General features: G+C 47.7%; 16 protein-coding genes. 12 read left to right on the top strand and 4 right to left on the bottom strand.

Features of this window, described 5'->3' with window-relative positions; genetic code table 11:
- The first annotated feature begins 5 nt into the window (after positions 1 to 5).
- The 3 genes from fadA (at position 6) to LEUMU_RS0111965 (ending at position 2,456) form a co-directional block, all read left to right on the top strand.
- Positions 6 to 1,184 carry an acetyl-CoA C-acyltransferase FadA gene (gene fadA, locus LEUMU_RS0111975; RefSeq protein WP_022952526.1) on the top strand — a complete coding sequence of 393 codons (1,179 nt, stop codon included), beginning with the start codon at positions 6 to 8 and terminating at the stop codon, positions 1,182 to 1,184.
- A gap of 112 nt (positions 1,185 to 1,296) precedes the next feature.
- On the top strand, positions 1,297 to 1,857 hold the full coding sequence (locus LEUMU_RS0111970) for a chalcone isomerase family protein (RefSeq protein ID WP_022952525.1): 561 nt from the start codon (positions 1,297 to 1,299) through the stop codon (positions 1,855 to 1,857).
- 23 nt (positions 1,858 to 1,880) lie between these two features.
- Positions 1,881 to 2,456, top strand: a complete 576-nt coding sequence (locus tag LEUMU_RS0111965) for a DUF2889 domain-containing protein (RefSeq protein WP_022952524.1) — start codon at positions 1,881 to 1,883, stop codon at positions 2,454 to 2,456.
- Between the two features lie 61 nt (positions 2,457 to 2,517).
- On the opposite strand, the gene can is transcribed toward LEUMU_RS0111965, so the two are convergent.
- The gene (can, locus tag LEUMU_RS0111960) at positions 2,518 to 3,159 is read right to left on the bottom strand and encodes a carbonate dehydratase (protein WP_022952523.1); all 642 of its coding nucleotides are present in this window, start codon (positions 3,157 to 3,159) and stop codon (positions 2,518 to 2,520) included.
- Between the two features lie 90 nt (positions 3,160 to 3,249).
- A complete protein-coding gene (locus tag LEUMU_RS0111955; RefSeq protein ID WP_022952522.1) occupies positions 3,250 to 4,161 on the bottom strand; it encodes a TIGR01777 family oxidoreductase in 912 nt (303 codons plus the stop codon).
- Between the two features lie 171 nt (positions 4,162 to 4,332).
- On the opposite strand from LEUMU_RS0111955, the gene LEUMU_RS0111950 reads away from it, so the two are divergent.
- Positions 4,333 to 4,995, top strand: coding sequence for a flavin reductase family protein (locus tag LEUMU_RS0111950; protein WP_026744709.1), 663 nt, complete (start codon positions 4,333 to 4,335; stop codon positions 4,993 to 4,995).
- Positions 4,996 to 5,119: 124 nt separating this feature from the next.
- Here the strand turns inward: LEUMU_RS0111950 and asd are convergent, their stop codons facing one another.
- Positions 5,120 to 6,238 carry an aspartate-semialdehyde dehydrogenase gene (gene asd / locus LEUMU_RS0111945; protein ID WP_022952520.1) on the bottom strand — a complete coding sequence of 373 codons (1,119 nt, stop codon included), beginning with the start codon at positions 6,236 to 6,238 and terminating at the stop codon, positions 5,120 to 5,122.
- A 156-nt stretch (positions 6,239 to 6,394) separates the two neighbouring features.
- The gene (locus tag LEUMU_RS0111940; RefSeq protein ID WP_022952519.1) at positions 6,395 to 7,492 is read right to left on the bottom strand and encodes a 3-deoxy-7-phosphoheptulonate synthase; all 1,098 of its coding nucleotides are present in this window, start codon (positions 7,490 to 7,492) and stop codon (positions 6,395 to 6,397) included.
- 422 nt (positions 7,493 to 7,914) lie between these two features.
- Between LEUMU_RS0111940 and plsB the strand changes: the two genes are divergently transcribed.
- The 8 genes from plsB to LEUMU_RS0111900 all read left to right on the top strand — a co-directional run bounded on the left by plsB (position 7,915) and on the right by LEUMU_RS0111900 (position 17,398).
- Positions 7,915 to 10,413, top strand: a complete 2,499-nt coding sequence (plsB, locus tag LEUMU_RS25820; protein WP_022952518.1) for a glycerol-3-phosphate 1-O-acyltransferase PlsB — start codon at positions 7,915 to 7,917, stop codon at positions 10,411 to 10,413.
- A gap of 28 nt (positions 10,414 to 10,441) precedes the next feature.
- Positions 10,442 to 11,488, top strand: a complete 1,047-nt coding sequence (locus LEUMU_RS0111930; protein WP_022952517.1) for a histone deacetylase family protein — start codon at positions 10,442 to 10,444, stop codon at positions 11,486 to 11,488.
- On the top strand, positions 11,485 to 12,384 hold the full coding sequence (locus LEUMU_RS0111925; RefSeq protein ID WP_022952516.1) for a DMT family transporter: 900 nt from the start codon (positions 11,485 to 11,487) through the stop codon (positions 12,382 to 12,384). Before LEUMU_RS0111930 ends, LEUMU_RS0111925 begins: the two co-directional genes overlap by 4 nt.
- A 43-nt stretch (positions 12,385 to 12,427) precedes the next feature.
- Entirely contained in the window at positions 12,428 to 12,892 is a 465-nt protein-coding gene (locus LEUMU_RS0111920) for a GNAT family N-acetyltransferase (protein ID WP_022952515.1), read from the top strand.
- A 94-nt stretch (positions 12,893 to 12,986) separates the two neighbouring features.
- Entirely contained in the window at positions 12,987 to 13,970 is a 984-nt protein-coding gene (locus LEUMU_RS0111915; protein WP_022952514.1) for a DMT family transporter, read from the top strand.
- Positions 13,971 to 14,099: 129 nt separating this feature from the next.
- Complete coding sequence (locus LEUMU_RS0111910) at positions 14,100 to 15,722, top strand: FAD-dependent oxidoreductase (protein ID WP_022952513.1); 1,623 nt, start codon at positions 14,100 to 14,102, stop codon at positions 15,720 to 15,722.
- A 30-nt stretch (positions 15,723 to 15,752) separates the two neighbouring features.
- Entirely contained in the window at positions 15,753 to 16,568 is an 816-nt protein-coding gene (locus LEUMU_RS25815) for a sulfotransferase family 2 domain-containing protein (protein ID WP_022952512.1), read from the top strand.
- An 8-nt stretch (positions 16,569 to 16,576) separates the two neighbouring features.
- Positions 16,577 to 17,398 carry a helix-turn-helix domain-containing protein gene (locus LEUMU_RS0111900; protein WP_022952511.1) on the top strand — a complete coding sequence of 274 codons (822 nt, stop codon included), beginning with the start codon at positions 16,577 to 16,579 and terminating at the stop codon, positions 17,396 to 17,398.
- Positions 17,399 to 17,408 lie beyond the last annotated feature (10 nt).

The following is a 17,408-nucleotide window of genomic DNA, read 5'->3' as shown; positions in this document are numbered from 1 at the left end:
TAGCGATGAGTTTAAAAGCAAATGATGTAGTCATCGTCGATGCTGTTCGCACGCCGATGGGTAAATCAAAAGGTGGTGCGTTTCGCAATGTGCGCGCTGAAAAATTATCTGCAGAAGTCATTCGTGCGCTATTGGCACGTAATGAAGCACTGCAAAGTAAAGAAGTTGAAGATGTGCTTTGGGGCTGTGTCAACCAGACCAAAGAGCAGGGCTTCAATATTGCACGTAATGCACTGCTGTTAGCGGGTATGCCGCATTCAGTGTCTGGCCAATCGATTAACCGCTTGTGTGGTTCTTCAATGTCAGCACTGCACTCGGCAGCAACTGCGATTATGGCTGGCCAAGGCGATGTATTTATTGCCGGTGGTGTTGAACATATGGGTCACATTTCCATTATGCACGGCGTGGATGTGAATGCTGAGATGTCAAAGTACGCGGCGAAAGCCAGTATGATGATGGGTGTCACAGCGGAAATGCTGGGTAAGATCAACGGCATTAGTCGTGAGCAGCAGGATGCTTTCGGTGCACGTTCTCACCAGCGTGCGGCTCAAGCAGCACTTGATGGCACATGGGATGATGAGATTATTCCAATTGAAGGTCATGCCGCTGATGGCTCTAAGGTCATGGTAACGGCTGACGAAGTCATTCGTCCTGAGACCACCATAGAGACATTATCTATGCTGCCACCGTCATTTGTACCAAAAGTCGGTACAGTTACGGCAGGCACCTCGTCTAGCTTCTCTGATGGCGCATCTGGCATGTTAGTGATGTCTGCGGCTAAAGCCCAGGAGCTTGGCCTGAAGCCTCGCGCTAAGATTGTGAGCATGGCGGTTGCAGGTTGTGATCCGGCTATCATGGGCTTCGGTCCGGTCCCAGCGACCCAAAAAGCACTGAAGCGTGCGGGCATGACAACAGACGATATTGACTACTTCGAGCTGAATGAGGCGTTCGCGGCTCAGGGTCTTGCAGTGTTGAAAAATCTGAAGTTGTTAGACCGCATGGAAGATAACGTGAACATCAAAGGGGGCGCGATTGCATTGGGTCACCCACTAGGATGTTCCGGTACTCGTATTTCCACAACCTTGCTGAATGTACTAGAGCAGCAGGACGCTACCATGGGCTTGGCGACTATGTGTATCGGTATGGGAATGGGTGTGACCACGGTGTTTGAACGTCTGAACTAGCTTTAACCAAGCTACTACTTAGTATTAGTAAATCGGTAAAGTACCGGAAGCGGGGTGAAACTCCTTCCGGTACTTTCTGGTGGCTGTTACTATCCAAAAACAAGGAGAGGAAATGAAACATATCTACACATTTGTGGCAGGTCTACTATTGGCATTGTGTGCCAGTACCCCAGCATTATCAGCAAGCGCAACCATGCCTGATCAGATCCAGTACGGCGGAAAAACTTTAGTACTGAATGGCGTCGGCGTGCGTACAAAATTGTTTATGAAGCTGTACTTTGGTGGCTTGTACCTCACTCAGAAAAACAAAGATGCTGCTGCCATCATTGCAGCGGATGAGCCAATGAGTATTCGTTTAGTCATTAATTCCAGCATGATTTCTCCTGAGCGTATGAAAGCGGCGACACTTGACGGCTTCAAAATCGCGACGCAAGGAAATCTGGCTCCTATCCAGCCACAGATTACCAAATTAATGAATTCTTTCGACAAGGGCGTTGGCCCTGGCGATATCTATGAGTTGATCAATATGCCGGGCAGTGGTGTACACGTTGTCCGTAACGGTAAGCTCGTTGAAAAAATTAGCTCTTTACCATTCAAGCAAGCCCTGTTTGGAATTTGGTTATCAAACAAACCAGTTCAGGCAAACTTGCGTGCCCAAATGTTGGGTTTATAACTTAATCAGAGGAGTGATCTGTAATGCCTTTACCACAGTCCGTTAAGCGGGAACATCTACATCGTCGCCGTGTAAGCTGCGACGCTTTCAGGCGTGAAGATGGTCTGTGGGACATTGATGGCCATATGTCCGACATCAAGGAATACTATGTCGAGGCTAATGAAGAGGGGCGTACCGTGGAAGCGGGCGAGCCTTATCATGATATGTATTTACGGATCACCCTCGACCAACAGTTTCTGATTCATGAAGTGGTTGCGGTGATGGACTCGACGCCGTTTGGCTCCTGCCCAAAAATCACCTCAGCGTTTAAAGCACTGGAAGGGACACGAATTGGCCCTGGCTGGCACAGCAAAACCCGTGAATTATTGGGTGGCGTTAAAGGCTGTACGCATCTGCTGGAATTACTTAAGCCGATTGCAACCACTGCGGTGCAAGCGATTTGGCCAATGATGGATGAGAGTATGCGCCAATACAGCGCAGCGCTGGCATTGAATACTTGCCACTCGTGGTCTCAATCGGGTGAAGTCGTTCGTATGCACTTCCCCAGTTTGTATAAATCTGAAGCCAGTGCCATGCGAGAAAAAGATCTGATGGGTTAAGCTAAAAACGCCCGATACCAGTCGGTATTCGGGCGTTTTTAATTGTATCTATTCGTTTGGACTAGCCTAAAATGCGCTGTTTAGCATATTGGTACTGTGTTGTAATTTCTTCTGGTTTGCCGATAGAGGCATCCAAATTTCTCAGCATTCCATCGTGAATACCGTAAATCAAACCATGCACTGTGGTTTCTTGTCCGCGAGACCAGGCATCTTCCAGCGTTGTGGTATTACACACATTCACCACTTGCTCGATAACATTCAATTCACATAAGCGGTTGAGTTTCTCGGTTTGATCTTCAATCTGATCTAGCTGTTTGCTGTGCTTTTTAATGGTATCCCGTACATGCAGCAGCCAGTTATCAACCAAGCCATGTCGCTCTTTACCTAAGGCTGCTTTGATACCACCGCAAGTGTAATGGCCGCAAACAATGATGTGTTTGACCTTCAACACGTCTACCGCAAACTGCAATGAAGACAGGCAGTTCATATCAGAATGCACCACCTGATTTGCCACATTGCGTTGTACGAAGACATCGCCAGGCAACAGATTCATAATCTCACTGGCAGGTACACGGCTATCAGAGCAACCAATCCAGAAATACTCCGGGCTCTGTTGCTGTTGAAGCTTTTCAAAAAATGCCGGGTCTTTCTTGAGAATACCTTTAGCCCACTGCTTATTACTCTCAAATATTTTTTCCAGCATGGGCGTGTTCCTGTGGCTATGGGATAGTTCGCGGATTATAGCCTGAGTTGTCTTTCACCCGCAAAGCCGCTAATTCACAGAAAGTGGTACTCAATGCTGAATAATATCGCGTAAAGCGCCATCCAAATGCGGATATTTAAACTCAAAGCCACTCTGAGTGAGTTTGGCTGGTACCACACGCTGACCCGATAGCAGCAACTCTTCTGCCATTTCACCCATCATTAATTTCAGCACAAACTCTGGCATCGGAATAATAGCGGGACGGTTTAATGCTGCACCGAGTATTTTTGAAAACTCTTTATTGGTGACAGGGTTAGGAGCTGTTCCGTTAACTGGGCCTTTGATGGACGGCGTTTCCAGTGTGTAGAGTATTGCGCAAACAAGATCATCCATATGCACCCAGGACATCCATTGCTGGCCGCTGCCCATTGGGCCACCTAACGCCATCTTAAACGGCGGAAGCATTTTGGAGAGTGCGCCGCCGTTTTTACCCAACACCACGCCGGTTCGCAGATAACAGCAGCGAATGCCTAGGGCTTCTGCCTCAGCAGCTTGCGCTTCCCAATCTCGACAGAGTTTGCTGGAAAAGCTGTCATCGCCGCTGGCTTGCTCATCCAGTTTCTCATCGCCATGAAGGCCATACACGCCAATCGCTGAGCCACTAATAAAGACTTCAGGTTTTTGTTTAGCGCGTTTTAGATACTCGACAAGGTCGGCAGTAGTGATCAGACGGCTGTCGCGTAATTGCTGTTTAACGGTATCAGTCCAGCGCTGATCGCCGATGCCTTGTCCCGCAAGGTTAATAACAGCATCAAAATGATCGTCTTCAGTTAGATCATCAAGGTTGTCAATGGTCGCTACTTGCTGCTGGAAGATCGCCGAGGTCTTTTTCGGATTTCGTGTGAATATGGTGATGGTATGCCCGGCGTTGAGCAGTGTCGGAACCAGTTGCTGGCCAATAAAACCAGAGCCGCCGGTTAGCAGGATATGTTTCTGAGACATGGCACCATCCTTTGCAGTAGTAGGGGATATTATTACTTTACAGAGTATCCTATCAGCATAGTAGATGGCTATAAGCCACGAATTTGGCTGGGTATTAAAGGCTATCTATTTTCCATCTGACAGCCAGTAGGATTATACTGCGGCACTCTTTCACGAATGGTTGATTGCCCAATGTTTTATACTACTGATACCCGTCAGCACGGCTTAGCGTTTGATCCATTTAAGGCCTTGGTTGTACCACGCCCGATTGGTTGGATTTCTACGATTAGCGAAGATGACGTGCCAAATCTAGCACCCTTTAGCTTCTTTAATGCCATTGCAGATAATCCACCAATGATTATGCTGTCGTTCGGTGGTCATAACGACACACTACGTAATCTTCAAGCTAACGGCGAAGCGAGCTGCTCATTTGCCAATAAAGCGATGATGGATCAGATGAATATGAGTAGTGCCGGCGTAGATGGCTCAGTGAATGAGTTTGAATTAGCGGGTGTTGTCGGTGCTGAGTCGAAGTTGATCAAGCCCATGCGAGTGGCTGATAGCCCGGCGGCTATGGAATGCAAGCTGTGGAAATCGATTGAATTACCGCCACGAGCGGATGGTAGTGCAGGTTATACCACGGTGATTTTAAGCGTTGAAGGTGTTTATATTAATGACGATTATATTGTTGATGGTCGCGTAGATACCGCCGCAATGGAGCCCTTAGCGCGCTTGGGTTATATGGATTATGCGGTAATTAATAAAGACAATATGTTTAGCCTGAACCGCCCGGAAGTGGATGCGGATAAAAAAACGGCAACGCTGAAAAGTGGTCCGTGGAGTGGCAAATACTAATCACTTTTTAGCAGTTGAGAATATCAAGCAGGTAAAAAATAACCTCCGACCAGCGGAGGTTATTTTCAAGCATCTTATTTAATCACGCTTCAAGAAACGGATTAAATCGACCTAAGCCATTAACTTAAGCAATATGCTCCAAAGTGATTTTCAGCATACGACGTACTGGCTCAGCAGCACCCCATAATAACTGATCACCCACGGTAAATGCCGTCAAATACTCAGGGCCCATATTCAACTTACGAATACGGCCAACGGGAATAGTCAGCGTTCCAGAGGTCTTCATTGGAGTCAGATCTTGCAGAGTCGATTCCTTATCATTCGGAACCACTTTTACCCACTCATTGTGACCAGCGATAATGGCTTCGATCTCTTCCAATGGCAGATCTTTCTTCAGCTTAATCGTGAAGGCTTGAGAATGGCAGCGCATAGAACCGATACGCACACACTGGCCATCGACCGGAATGCTATTGGCTTCGGTATTGCCTAAAATCTTGTTGGTTTCAACCAGACCTTTCCACTCTTCTTTAGTCTGACCTTTTTCAACGGCCTTATCGATCCAAGGAATCAAGCTACCCGCAAGTGGAACGCCCCAGTTAGCCTTAGTCAAATCATCCGCATTCATTTTAGCGGTCACTTTGCTGTCGATATCTAAAATCGCAGAATGTGGGTCGGCTAATAAATCGCTAACTTCGGCTTCCAGCTCACCCATTTGAGTCAGCAGTTCGCGCATATTCTTAGCACCGGCACCACTGGCTGCCTGATAGGTCATGGATGAAATCCACTCAACCAAATCTTTTTCAAACAGGCCGCCTAATGCCAGCATCATTAAAGAGACGGTACAGTTACCGCCGATATAGTTCTTAACGCCGCTTTTCAGGCCAGCATCAATTACATCACGGTTAACCGGGTCTAACACGATAATGCTGTGGTTATCCATGCGCAGGGTAGAGGCCGCATCAATCCAGTAGCCATCCCAACGCGCGCGAAGTTTGTTGTAAACCGCGGTCGTGTAGTCGCCACCTTGGCAAGATAAAATAATATCCATCTCAGCCAGCTTGTCGATGTTCATCGCATCTTCAAGAATCGTCGCACCAGTACCGACATCAGGACCCGCCTGACCCGCTTGAGACGTGGTAAAGAAGACCGGTTCAAAGCCTTCAAAATCATTTTCAGAGCGCATACGCTCCATCAGCACTGAACCAACCATGCCACGCCAACCAACAAAACCTACTTTGCGCATTGTAAACTCCTACAAAATGCCGCACTTCTTAAAAGAGGGGCGAATTGTAGCACTTGCGCCGCAAAAACAAAAAACAGAACTTTTAAACGCCGTTATTGGATATTGATAGCCGTACCCGCTAGTCGTGTAGCGGGCACACAATGCTATCGCTTTTCATTAGGCAACTTTCTGAGCCTGCTGTGCTTGTCGTTGTGGCAGCACATCTTTTAATTGATCACGTAATGCACGAATCATGGTTTCAGTGGTTTCCCAGTCAACACAGGCATCGGTCACCGAAACACCGTATTCCAGATCAGCTAAATTCGCCGGAATCTTCTGATTGCCTGCACCAATATTACTTTCAACCATCAGGCCGATGATTGATTGGTTGCCATTCACCACTTGCTCGCCCACATTTTCCAGTACATTGCGCTGGCGGTTGTGGTCTTTTTCAGAGTTTGCATGGCTGCAGTCGATCATAATATTGGGCTTGTGGTTACCTGCCAGTAAAGACTGCTCACACTCTGCAACGCTCGCCGCATCGTAGTTAGCGCCTTTGCTGCCGCCACGTAATACGACGTGTGCATGTTGATTGCCGCGAGTATGAATGACCGACACTTCGCCTTCGTGGTTAATACCTAAGAAGCGGTGGGGTGCAGCCACTGAACTGAGTGCATTCATGGCAACATCTAAGCCGCCATCGGTACCGTTTTTGAAGCCAATTGCTGAGGACAAACCAGAAGCCATTTCACGATGAGTTTGTGACTCAGTGGTACGTGCTCCAATGGCGCTCCAGCTAATCAGATCTTGCAGGAACTGTGGTGAAATCGGGTCAAGCGCTTCTGTAGACGTTGGCATACCCATGTCCGCCAGATCCGTCAGCAGCTTGCGACCAATTTTCAGACCTTCTTCGATTTCGAATGAATTATTGAGGTGTGGATCGTTGATCAGACCTTTCCAGCCAACCGTGGTGCGAGGCTTTTCGAAGTAAACACGCATCACTAAGTAGAGCGTATCGGAGACTTCTTCTGCCAGTGCTTTAAGGCGCTGCGCGTAGTCCATAGCGGCTTCAGTATCGTGAATGGAGCAGGGGCCAACGACCAGAAACATGCGTGGATCAGTCCGGTCCAGTATGTTTTTAATGGTTTGGCGGCCTGCGGCGACGGTTTCCATCGCACGCTCGGTAACAGGAATTTCTTGTTTTAGCTGCACCGGTGTGATTAATCGTTCTGCACTTAACACGTTTAAATCTTCCAAAGTTGTCTTGCTGTTCATTTTAATAATTTCCTCTAGGCCAAAAAAAACCCCGATAGACGCCTGCCTATTGGGGTTCTCAGGTAGGCAGTTTTTAGACCGCCTACAGATGTTTCTACAGCGACCTATTCAGTGAATCCATAAAAATAGCCCAGCCAAGAATAACCCGTCTCGTGAGAGGCAGATTGCGTGGCTGGCTGAATAAATCGTTGTGTGTTTAATGTGTTCATGGCCCCGATAATAACAATAACGAGCGTTCATGCAAGCGAAAACTTTACCGTTGGTAAAAAAAATAATTTCATAATCTTTTGATGATTTCTGTCTGATTGCGATATTAACTAATCGGTAAGGTTATGAAATTAATAACAATCTGCAATCTGCCGGCCATAGCGCTCAGCAACGTTGTATACTTCCTAAACTTTAAAGCGGCATAACAGGGCTCTATGACTATCCGTAAATCCATTAATTACTTAGCCAGAAAATTCCTCTATTTATGGGTGAGAACCGATGTGGTGCCCACTGAATTGAGCGAGTTGGATATCAGGCCGGATCAGCCAATTATCTATGTATTAGAAACCCGTTCATGGTCGAGTTTATTAGTACTGGAAACCGAGTGTGAACGCTTAGGATTGCCATCGCCGCTGAATCCCGTTGGCATTGCTGAGCTGTCAGCCTGGTATTCTGTGTACTCGATTTCACCGCGCCAACCGTTTAAAGCTTGGCTACAAAAACAACCGAAGCGCTCGCGTATGTTGCGTGGGATTGTGGAGTGTTTACGGGATCATCCGGGTAAAGAAATTCAGTTTGTACCGGTCTCGGTGTTTTGGGGGCGACCTGTTTCCAAGCAAGAGCGTTGGTTGCCAGTGGTGTTTGCAGACTCGTGGAATCTGGCCAGCCGTGTGCGCAAATTTTTTACGATATTGGTGCATGGCCGCGATACCTTTGTCAAATACTCCGAGGTGATTCGCTTTAAAGCCGAGCCGGATCATGACGAACTCAGCGATCAAATGATTGATCGTTTGCAGGGTGTATTATCCAAGCGTTTAACCGATGAGCGTGTCGCAACCTTGGGACCGGATATTTCCCACCGCCGGACCTTGGTGCGGGATTTGATTTTAAAGTCGGATGTGCAGGCAGCCATTAAAGCGCGCAGTGCCGAAGATAATCTCACCGAATATCAAGCTACCGTGCAAGCGCGGCGCTATGTGCATGAGATTGTGGCTAACTGCACGCAGATCACCATTCAGCTGATGAATCGTGGTTTGTCATACTTCTGGAATAAGTTTTATTCTGGCATTGAGGTGACGAATAACGCCGAGCTTAAAGAGCTAGCCCGCACCCATGAACTGGTTTATGTGCCGTGCCATCGTAGCCATATCGACTATCTACTGCTGTCGTATGTGATTTATTACGAAGGGTTGGCGATTCCGTATATTGCAGCGGGGCGCAATCTGAATATGCCAGTGATTGGTTCGATTTTGCGTGGTGGTGGCGCGTTCTTTATTCGCCGCAGCTTTAAAGGCAATCAGCTGTATTCCGCAGTGATGTTTGAGTATGTGGCTGAGTTGGTGTCTAAAGGTGTCGCCATTGAATATTTCGTGGAAGGTGGCCGCAGCCGTACCGGACGCTTGCTCAAGCCCAAGCCCGGCATGGTTTCAATGACCGTGCGTGGCTTTTTGAAATATCGCAAAAAGCCAGTTGCCTTTATTCCGGTGTATATCGGCTATGAAAAGCTGCTGGAAACCAAAGCCTATCAGGCAGAGCTATCAGGGGAGGATAAAAAGTCCGAAACCTTTATGAACTCTGTGCGTTCGATGCTGCAGATTCGGGGGAATTTCGGAAAAGTATCGGCTAACTTTGGTGAGCCTATTTTCCTGAATAAGGTGTTGGATGAGCAGCAGGACGATTGGAAAACGGCTGAGTATGATGATGCTAAGCGACCGGAATGGGTGCGTGATTCGGTAGAAACGGTCTCTGACACCATTGCCAGTCGAATCAATCAGGCGGCGACGGTGAATGCGGTGAACTTGATTTCCACTGTATTGCTTGCCACCTCCAAGCAAAGCATGGATGAAGCTGAGTTATTAAAAATGCTGTCGGTCTACCAAGCTTTAATTTCACAGCAGGGCTATTCCAATCGCGTAGTCGTGACGCAGGAAACCGGTGCTGCACAAGTGGCACGAGTAGAAGCCTTAAAAATGCTCAAGCGTCGCCAGCATGAGCTGGGTGATATTCTGTATTTGGATGAAAAACACTCGGTATCGCTCACTTATTATCGCAATAATATTCTGCATTTAATGGCGCTGCCATCCGTGATCGCCTGCTGCTTTATCAATATGCGCAAGCTGCCGGAGCGGGATATTATCAAGCTGATTGTGCTGATTTATCCATTCTTAAAGAGTGAGCTATTTTTAGTGTGGGAAGTTGATGAGCTGCCCACTGCGATCAAAAATATGCTGCAGCTTATGTGTGAGCAGGGTTTATTGGAAAAGGATGCTGACAGTGATAGCTATGAGCGTCGCAGCTTTGGAACACTGGAGTTTGCACAGCTTAATTTACTGGCGCGGGTGATTTCACCGACGCTTGAAGTCTACTACCTGACTCTCGCGTTATTAGCGCAAAGTGGCACTAAAACCATCCCCAAAGCCGAGCTTGAAAAGAAGTGTCAGTTGATGGCGCAGCGAGTGGCGATGATTCATGAGTTGAATTCGCCAGATTATTCAGATAAAAACCTGATTGCCAACTTTATTGATACGCTCATTCACATCGATTACGTGAAAGTGTATGGCACGGAAGATCTTGCGTTTAGTGAAGTGTTTGAGCGCGCAGATCAGCGCATTCGCCTGTTACTTAGTAAAGCCATGCGCGCCAATATTATGCAGATGCTGGAGAGAACTGAGCCAGCAATTCCCCAAGATTCGGATGCCGCTAGCAAACCCTAGTGGCCTTATACTTTTCAGGTTAGTAACGATGAAGACCATATATTCAGATCAACATTTCCAGCAAAGCCCCAAGCTGGAGTTGGCCGGTGGCGAGCTGGTGCCATCTTTTGAAAATCCATCCCGCGCGGAGCATGTATTGGCGCGAGTGAAAGCGGTGGGCTTGGGGGAAATAATTGCCCCTCAAGAGTTTGGAATTCGACCGATTTTAGCGGTGCACGATGCTAACTATATTAGCTTTTTGCAGCTGGCTTGGCAGGAGTGGAAAGCCGCGGGCTATGAGGGGGATATTATCCCGATTTGCTGGCCTGCCGGACAAGCCTCTGACATCGTACCGCGCCATATTAAAGGTAAAGTCGGGCGCTATGCCTTAGGCACTGATACCAATATCACCGCAGGGACTTGGACGGCTGCCTTGGGCGCGGCGCAAACGGCATTAACCGGTGCAGCAATGATCAGTGAAGCCTTTCATGCCTCTGAAAAAATGGGTGCATTCGCCTTAGGCAGACCACCGGGACATCACGCGGCGAAAGCCTTATATGGCGGCTATTGCTTCTTAAATAACGCCGCACTGGCTGCTCAATATTGCCGTGATCAGGGTATTGAAAAGGTAGCGGTTCTGGATGTGGACTTCCATCATGGAAACGGCACACAGGAGATTTTCTATGATCGCGATGATGTGTTTTTTGCCTCGATTCATGGCGACCCGATGGATAGCTTTCCTTACTACTGGGGACATGCCGACGAGTGCGGCGCAGGCCTTGGCGAAGGCTTCAATATAAACATCCTACTGCCTTCCGGAACGGGCTTTGCTGTTTGGCGTGAGGCGTTAAAAAAGAGCTTAGCGGCCATTGATTTCTTTGGCGCGGAAGTGCTGATTGTGTCTTTGGGCGTGGATACCTTTGAGGGTGACCCAATTAGTGCTTTTAAACTCACCACACCAGATTATTTAGTGATGGGCGCAGACATTGCCTCGCTGGGCATCCCTACCTTATTTGTGATGGAAGGTGGCTATAACGTTGAGGAATTAGGCGTGAATATGGTCAATGTATTGCAGGGGTTTGAGGGCGCGATATGAACCAGTCAAATGGGTCACCAATGCTTAACTGGTTAATGCTGCTGGGCTTGATTATGCTCTGGGGCACCTCGTTTATGTTTGTCTCGCTATCGCTGGAGAGTTTCTCGCCGGTCGGTGTGGTGGCCATGCGGGTATCGCTCGGGGCTTTGGTGCTCACCGGCTTTTTATGGGCTAAAGGCTTAAGCTTTCCGCGTGACCTGAAGTCGTGGTCGATCTTCTTATTGTTTGGATTATTAGGTAACTTGCTGCCATTTTCCTTTATCTCCTTTGGCCAGCAAAGTGTGACTTCAGGTATTGCCGGCTTGCTGATGGCGAGTATGCCGCTGGCGACCATGGTATTAGCGCATTATCTGGTACCGGATGAGTCTTTAAATCGATACAAAATACTCGGCTTTAGCTTCGGTATTTTGGGCGTTCTAATTGTGATGTATCCCAGCTTATTGGGTGGCCATAACACCTTATTTGGCATTATTCTCATCCTGTTAGCCAGCCTGAGCTATGCGCTCAATAGCGTATTGGTGCGTCGCTTGCCACGCTTTAATCCAGTGGTGGCGGGAGCAGGGATGCTGATTACTGGCAGCCTGATTATTGTGCCGATCTGGTTGTTTCGCGATATGCCATGGCAGCAGACTTATAGCCAGCAAGCGATCTTATCGTTGATTTGGTTAGGTATCGGGCCAACGGGGATTGCTACCTTATTGTACTTTGCAGTGATTGGTAATGCAGGCCCCACATTCTTATCGAATATCAATTATGTGGTGCCCGTGGTGGCGTATTTCACTGGTGCGCTCATGCTGCATGAGATGATTGAATGGCAGAGTCTGGCAGCGTTGGGATTGATTATTTCAGGTATCGCCATTACCCGCTATATGCCTAAATCCAGACAAGCGATCTGAGAGCAATACACCGTAGAAAATCAGTTATTGAGGGAGCCGTATTATGAAAATTCGACAGTATCAGGCTGGGGAAGAGCGCATTCTGTGGTCGCTTTTTTATAATACGGTCCACACGGTAAATGCCAGAGATTACTCGCAAGCGCAGCTTGATGCCTGGGGCTATGCCGAGTTGGATGAAGCCATTTGGCAGCAGAAAATTGAATCTATTAATCCCGTTGTCGTGTTAATTGATGACACGATTGTGGCGTACTCAGATGTGCAGGAGAGTGGTTATGTGGATCACTTTTTCTGCCATGCAGATTACCAGCGGCAGGGCGTTGGGAGTTTTCTAATGGCACACTTGGAGCAGCTTGCTCGCGCTAAAGGAGCTACTGAAATGAGCTCGGATGTTAGCATTACCGCCCGCCCATTTTTTGAAGCCAAGGGCTTTGTGGTGGATGAGGAGCAGTTTGTCGAAATCCGCGGACAGGTACTGCGGAATTTTAAGATGGTGCGCAAGCTCGTATAGCTACTATACTCGGCGAGTATCAGCTGTTTCTGTTGGGATTGACTGATAGCTACGCGTGATAATTCCAAAGCTGGAATGAGTGGGAATTATCGATATGAAACAGTCGCTTATCGAGTATCGCTTTATGGCTAATTCTGCCGCCACCATCGCCCCGCAACCAGACCGCATCGGTTTTGCCATCACCATGGCCATTGCCGGAACCCTCACCATCGCTAGCACTGACCTAACCACCAAGTGGCTGACCTCGGATTTATCCCTGTGGCAATTACAGTCTATGCGCTCTGCATTTGGCATCATCTTTTTGTTAGTACTACTAATTCTGATGCGTAAATTGCCGACTATTCGGATGATCAATACCAAAGCCGTAATATTCCGCTCCGTATTGATGACCGCTTCCTATCTGGCTTTTTTTACCGCGCTGGCTGTATTGCCGATCGCAGTGGTCGCCGGTGGCTATTTTAGTGCACCATTATTTATGGTGTTGCTGTCAGCTGTGATGTTGAAGGAGAGTATCGGAATTTGGCGACTGAGCAGTGTATTGGCCGGGTTTATTGGCGTGCTACTGATTGTTCAGCCCGATCCTGCGACCTTTGATCTGATGCTGGCATTGCCCGTTATTTGTGCTTTTTTCTATGCGCTGACTCAAGTATTTACGCGTAAATATTGCAAAGAAGAAACCCCTGTCGCGATGTCATTTTGGTTAGCGGCAGTATTCTTGGTGTCCGGCATTTTGGGCATCATCGGTTTGGCTTTGTTGCCCGTATCTCCTGAGCCTGATTTTCTGACACGGCCTTTGATTAACTTGCCACTGACGCCACTTTTGGTGTTAGTCGCTGTGTCGATTGCTAGTGTGGCGATGCACTTTGCTTTGGCTGCTGCTTATCAAAATGCGCCAGCCAGCTTGGTTTCGCCATTGGAATATTTATACCTCCCGGCGGCTATCGTTGGCGGTTATTTGTTTTTTGATGAAGTGCCTAATGCAATGGCCTTAGTGGGTACTGCGATTATCATCATGGCTGGGCTGACGATTGCCTGGCGTGAGCGACTAGCAGCTAAGCAGAGAGTTAGCGTTTACTAAGGTGAGTCTCTTTCGCTTTTAGGGCAATGGAGAGCGCTTTACTAGTCCTTCAAAATTAGATGTGAACTGTGCAGTGGCAGGCTCATCCTGTATGGTTTAATTTATTTATTGGACCAACTGGAGCCCTATATGGAATCACTTGCCGGAGATCTTGAGCAGATGACTCGTACCTCGTTAAGCGAGGCACATTTGGCCGCGATGCGAGAGGCCGGCGAGATTGTCGAGTTTAAAGCGGGTGAGTGTCCAATGCGATTGGGTGATCCCATCAATACCTTCTGGTATGTCGAGGAAGGTGAAATTGAATTAGTCGACCCCATCACCGAGAAACGCTACGGCAAATACACCTTGGGGCCCGGCCAATACATTGGTGAGATCTCGTTTCTTAATGGCGGCAAAAATATCATGGGTGCGCGGGCAGTCTCGCCGAGTCGCTTGATTGCTGTGCCTCGCACCGAAATGCTCCAGCTGATGAGCCGTGTACCAGAGTTGAGTGATCTAATTGTTACGGTATTTGCAGCGCGACGTCGGAGTTTATTGGAATCGAATGATATTGGTTTGATTCTGCTGGGCGAAGAGGATGACCGTAAAATTCGCCGCATAGCCAGTTTCGCTAACCAGAATAAGATTCCTGTTAATTCTCTGAAACTAGGCAGTAGTGAAGCATTAGCGCTGGCTGCAGACTGTGGAATTCCGGAGGACCAACCAGCAGTCATTATTGGTAAGAACCATCTGGTGCCTGACCCAACCCCGCGTAAAATTGCCCGACTGATTGGTATGCATCAAGGCATTGGAGACTGCGAAGTTGTGGATGTGGTGATTGTGGGAGGAGGGCCTGCAGGTGTTGCCGCAGGAGTCTATGCGGGTGCCGAAGGCTTATCGGCATTGGTTGTTGAAGATATGGCGATCGGTGGACAGGCCGGAACCTCCAGCCGTATCGAAAACTATATGGGATTTCCAACAGGAATTTCAGGTGGTGACTTAGTGTGGCGCGGCGAAGTACAAGCCATGAAGTTTGGTACACGTTTTTGTGTGCCACAGCGCGCTCGGTCACTGGTGCAAGGCGATGATGGCATATTCACCGTCCAGCTCGAAGATTGTGAGTCAGTGCGGACCAAGGCTGTTGTCATCGCGACGGGCGTTCAGTATCGACGGTTACCCATCTGTGACCTGGAGCGCTTCGAAGGCGTCGGCGTTTATTATGCGGCGACCGAAGTGGAGTCTCGTTGGTGTCGTGAAACAGCGGCAGTCATTATCGGTGGAGGTAATTCGGCTGGACAAGCGGCGATGTATTTATCGCGCACGTCTAGCCATATTCATTTATTAGTTCGAGGCGATTCGCTTGCTGCATCAATGTCTGATTACTTATCGCATCGCCTTCAAAATAACTCTGCGATTACGATTCATTATGGGGCTGAAATGTCTGCGCTGTATGGGGAAGATCATCTTGAGGCCATCGATATTCGAGATCGCAAAACCGGGGACGTTGAACGAATGGCGACGAGGGGAGTGTTCATTATGGTTGGGGCTGCGCCTAATACTGACTGGCTCAACGGCTGTGCGGAGTTAGATGACAAAGGGTTTGTACTCACAGGAGAGGCGGTAAAACGCAATTCGTCTTATGAGACATCTCATGATGGGATTTTTGCTGTGGGTGATGTGCGCGCAGGGTCAGTTAAGCGTGTTGCTTCGGCGGTAGGCGAAGGTTCGGTGGTCATTTCGAAGGTCTGGGATTATGTTCATTCTGAAAAGTAGTTGATTACTTATATCCAAAAGGAATCCAGCATGCATTATATGAAATATGCGACTGCGTCACTCAAGTCAATCCATGCAAATACAAAGCATCGCTTTGCACAGCAACACGCGCTTAACTTATATCGAAAAGATGCTTTGTATAGCTTTATTCCAAAAAATGCCTGTTCGACCATGCGGCTTAGTGTTGCCATGGCCAATGGCTTTATTAAGAACAAACGTGACTACAACTGGATACATCAAAATAACGGAACATTCAGTGCAGAGCTAAGGGACCTTGTTCGGTGCCAGTATGCATTTGTAATATTGCGCGACCCTTTTTCTCGCCTTGTTAGTGCTTATTTAGATAAAATTGTTGGGAGAGATTTAGACCTTTGGAGCTACGTAGACCTTCATGACAGGAGCATCAAGCCCGAGGCGGTTACCTTTGAGTTCTTTGTAAGAAGCCTGCTAGATACTGATATCCGTGATGGCAATATCCACTGGAGGCCTCAGCAGGATTTTTTGGTTTTTGAGAATTATGACGACTATTTCTCGATTGAAAATCTAAGTAGCGCGAGCAAAACCCTTAAGGAAAAAATTGATCTGAAAGTTGTTGATGCGCGCCCTCTAACGGCTCACCAAACTAGCGGTTATAAGCCCCTGAAGGAGGGCTCTCCATTTAGCCTGAGTCCGGTGAAGTTGTTTGAGATGAAAAATGCAGGTTATCTTCCACGACCAAAGGATATGTTCAATGCCGAGTTGATAGAGATAGTTGCGGAGGTTTATAACGGCGACATTGCGCTTTATAAGCAGAAAATTACCGATGCTAAGTCTCCTCTTTACAAGAAGTTACTTAAGCAGAAATAGTGACGTAGATGGCAGACATTAACCTAAATTATGTAAGCCAACGAATTGATGTTCCGGCTGCCTTTGAAGCGCTTTTCTCGCATTTTTATGTTGCCGAAAATCACTCAAGCTGCAGTCTCACCAAAACGCTATTACCATCTTTTCAGTCGATGATGATTTTCAGTTTTGGTGAAGCTGTCACGCTTCGCAGCAGGCAAAATTCACAAATCACTCTGGATAAATGCTTAGTGCTTGGGCCAATTAAGCAGGCTTTCGAATACGCCTTGCCACCCGGCGCTGAGATATTGGTGGTCAGTTTTAAAGATGATGCATTTTATCGCTTCTTCGAGTCTCCACCTTTAGAGAAAAATACGGCAATACACCCAGATAACCTAGTGGATGAAAGTTGTTTTACGACACTATGGCAGGCGCTTAAGCAGGAGGCTGACACGAACAGTCGAGTAAACTACATTCTCGATTTTAGCCAACCCTATATCCGACAGCGCACGCCATTCTCTGAACAGCTCTCAAACGTGAAAAATGCCAAAGCTGATACAGTTCAATCTCTCGCAGAGTTACAGCAAAAAACGACTCGTACCATCCAAGCACATCACAAAAAATACTTGGGTTATTCAGCAAAGGAGTTTAAGCGCTATCAACGTTTTTCTCAGGCGATCAGCCAAGTACAAAGTAGGCTCGCTGCTGGCTCCAATATTGATTGGCATGACGTTATTGAGGCCTGTGGTTACTACGATCAAAGCCATTTGATTCGGGATTTTCAGTATTACTTTGAGTTGAGTCCTTCTCAATATCTCAAATTTCAGCAGGATATCTGCGGGCCGACTGGCTGAGTTTCGTTTT

Source organism: Leucothrix mucor DSM 2157, assembly GCF_000419525.1.
In the GTDB taxonomy this organism is placed as follows: domain Bacteria; phylum Pseudomonadota; class Gammaproteobacteria; order Thiotrichales; family Thiotrichaceae; genus Leucothrix; species Leucothrix mucor.
This window is presented reverse-complemented; position numbering and strand designations above follow the sequence as displayed.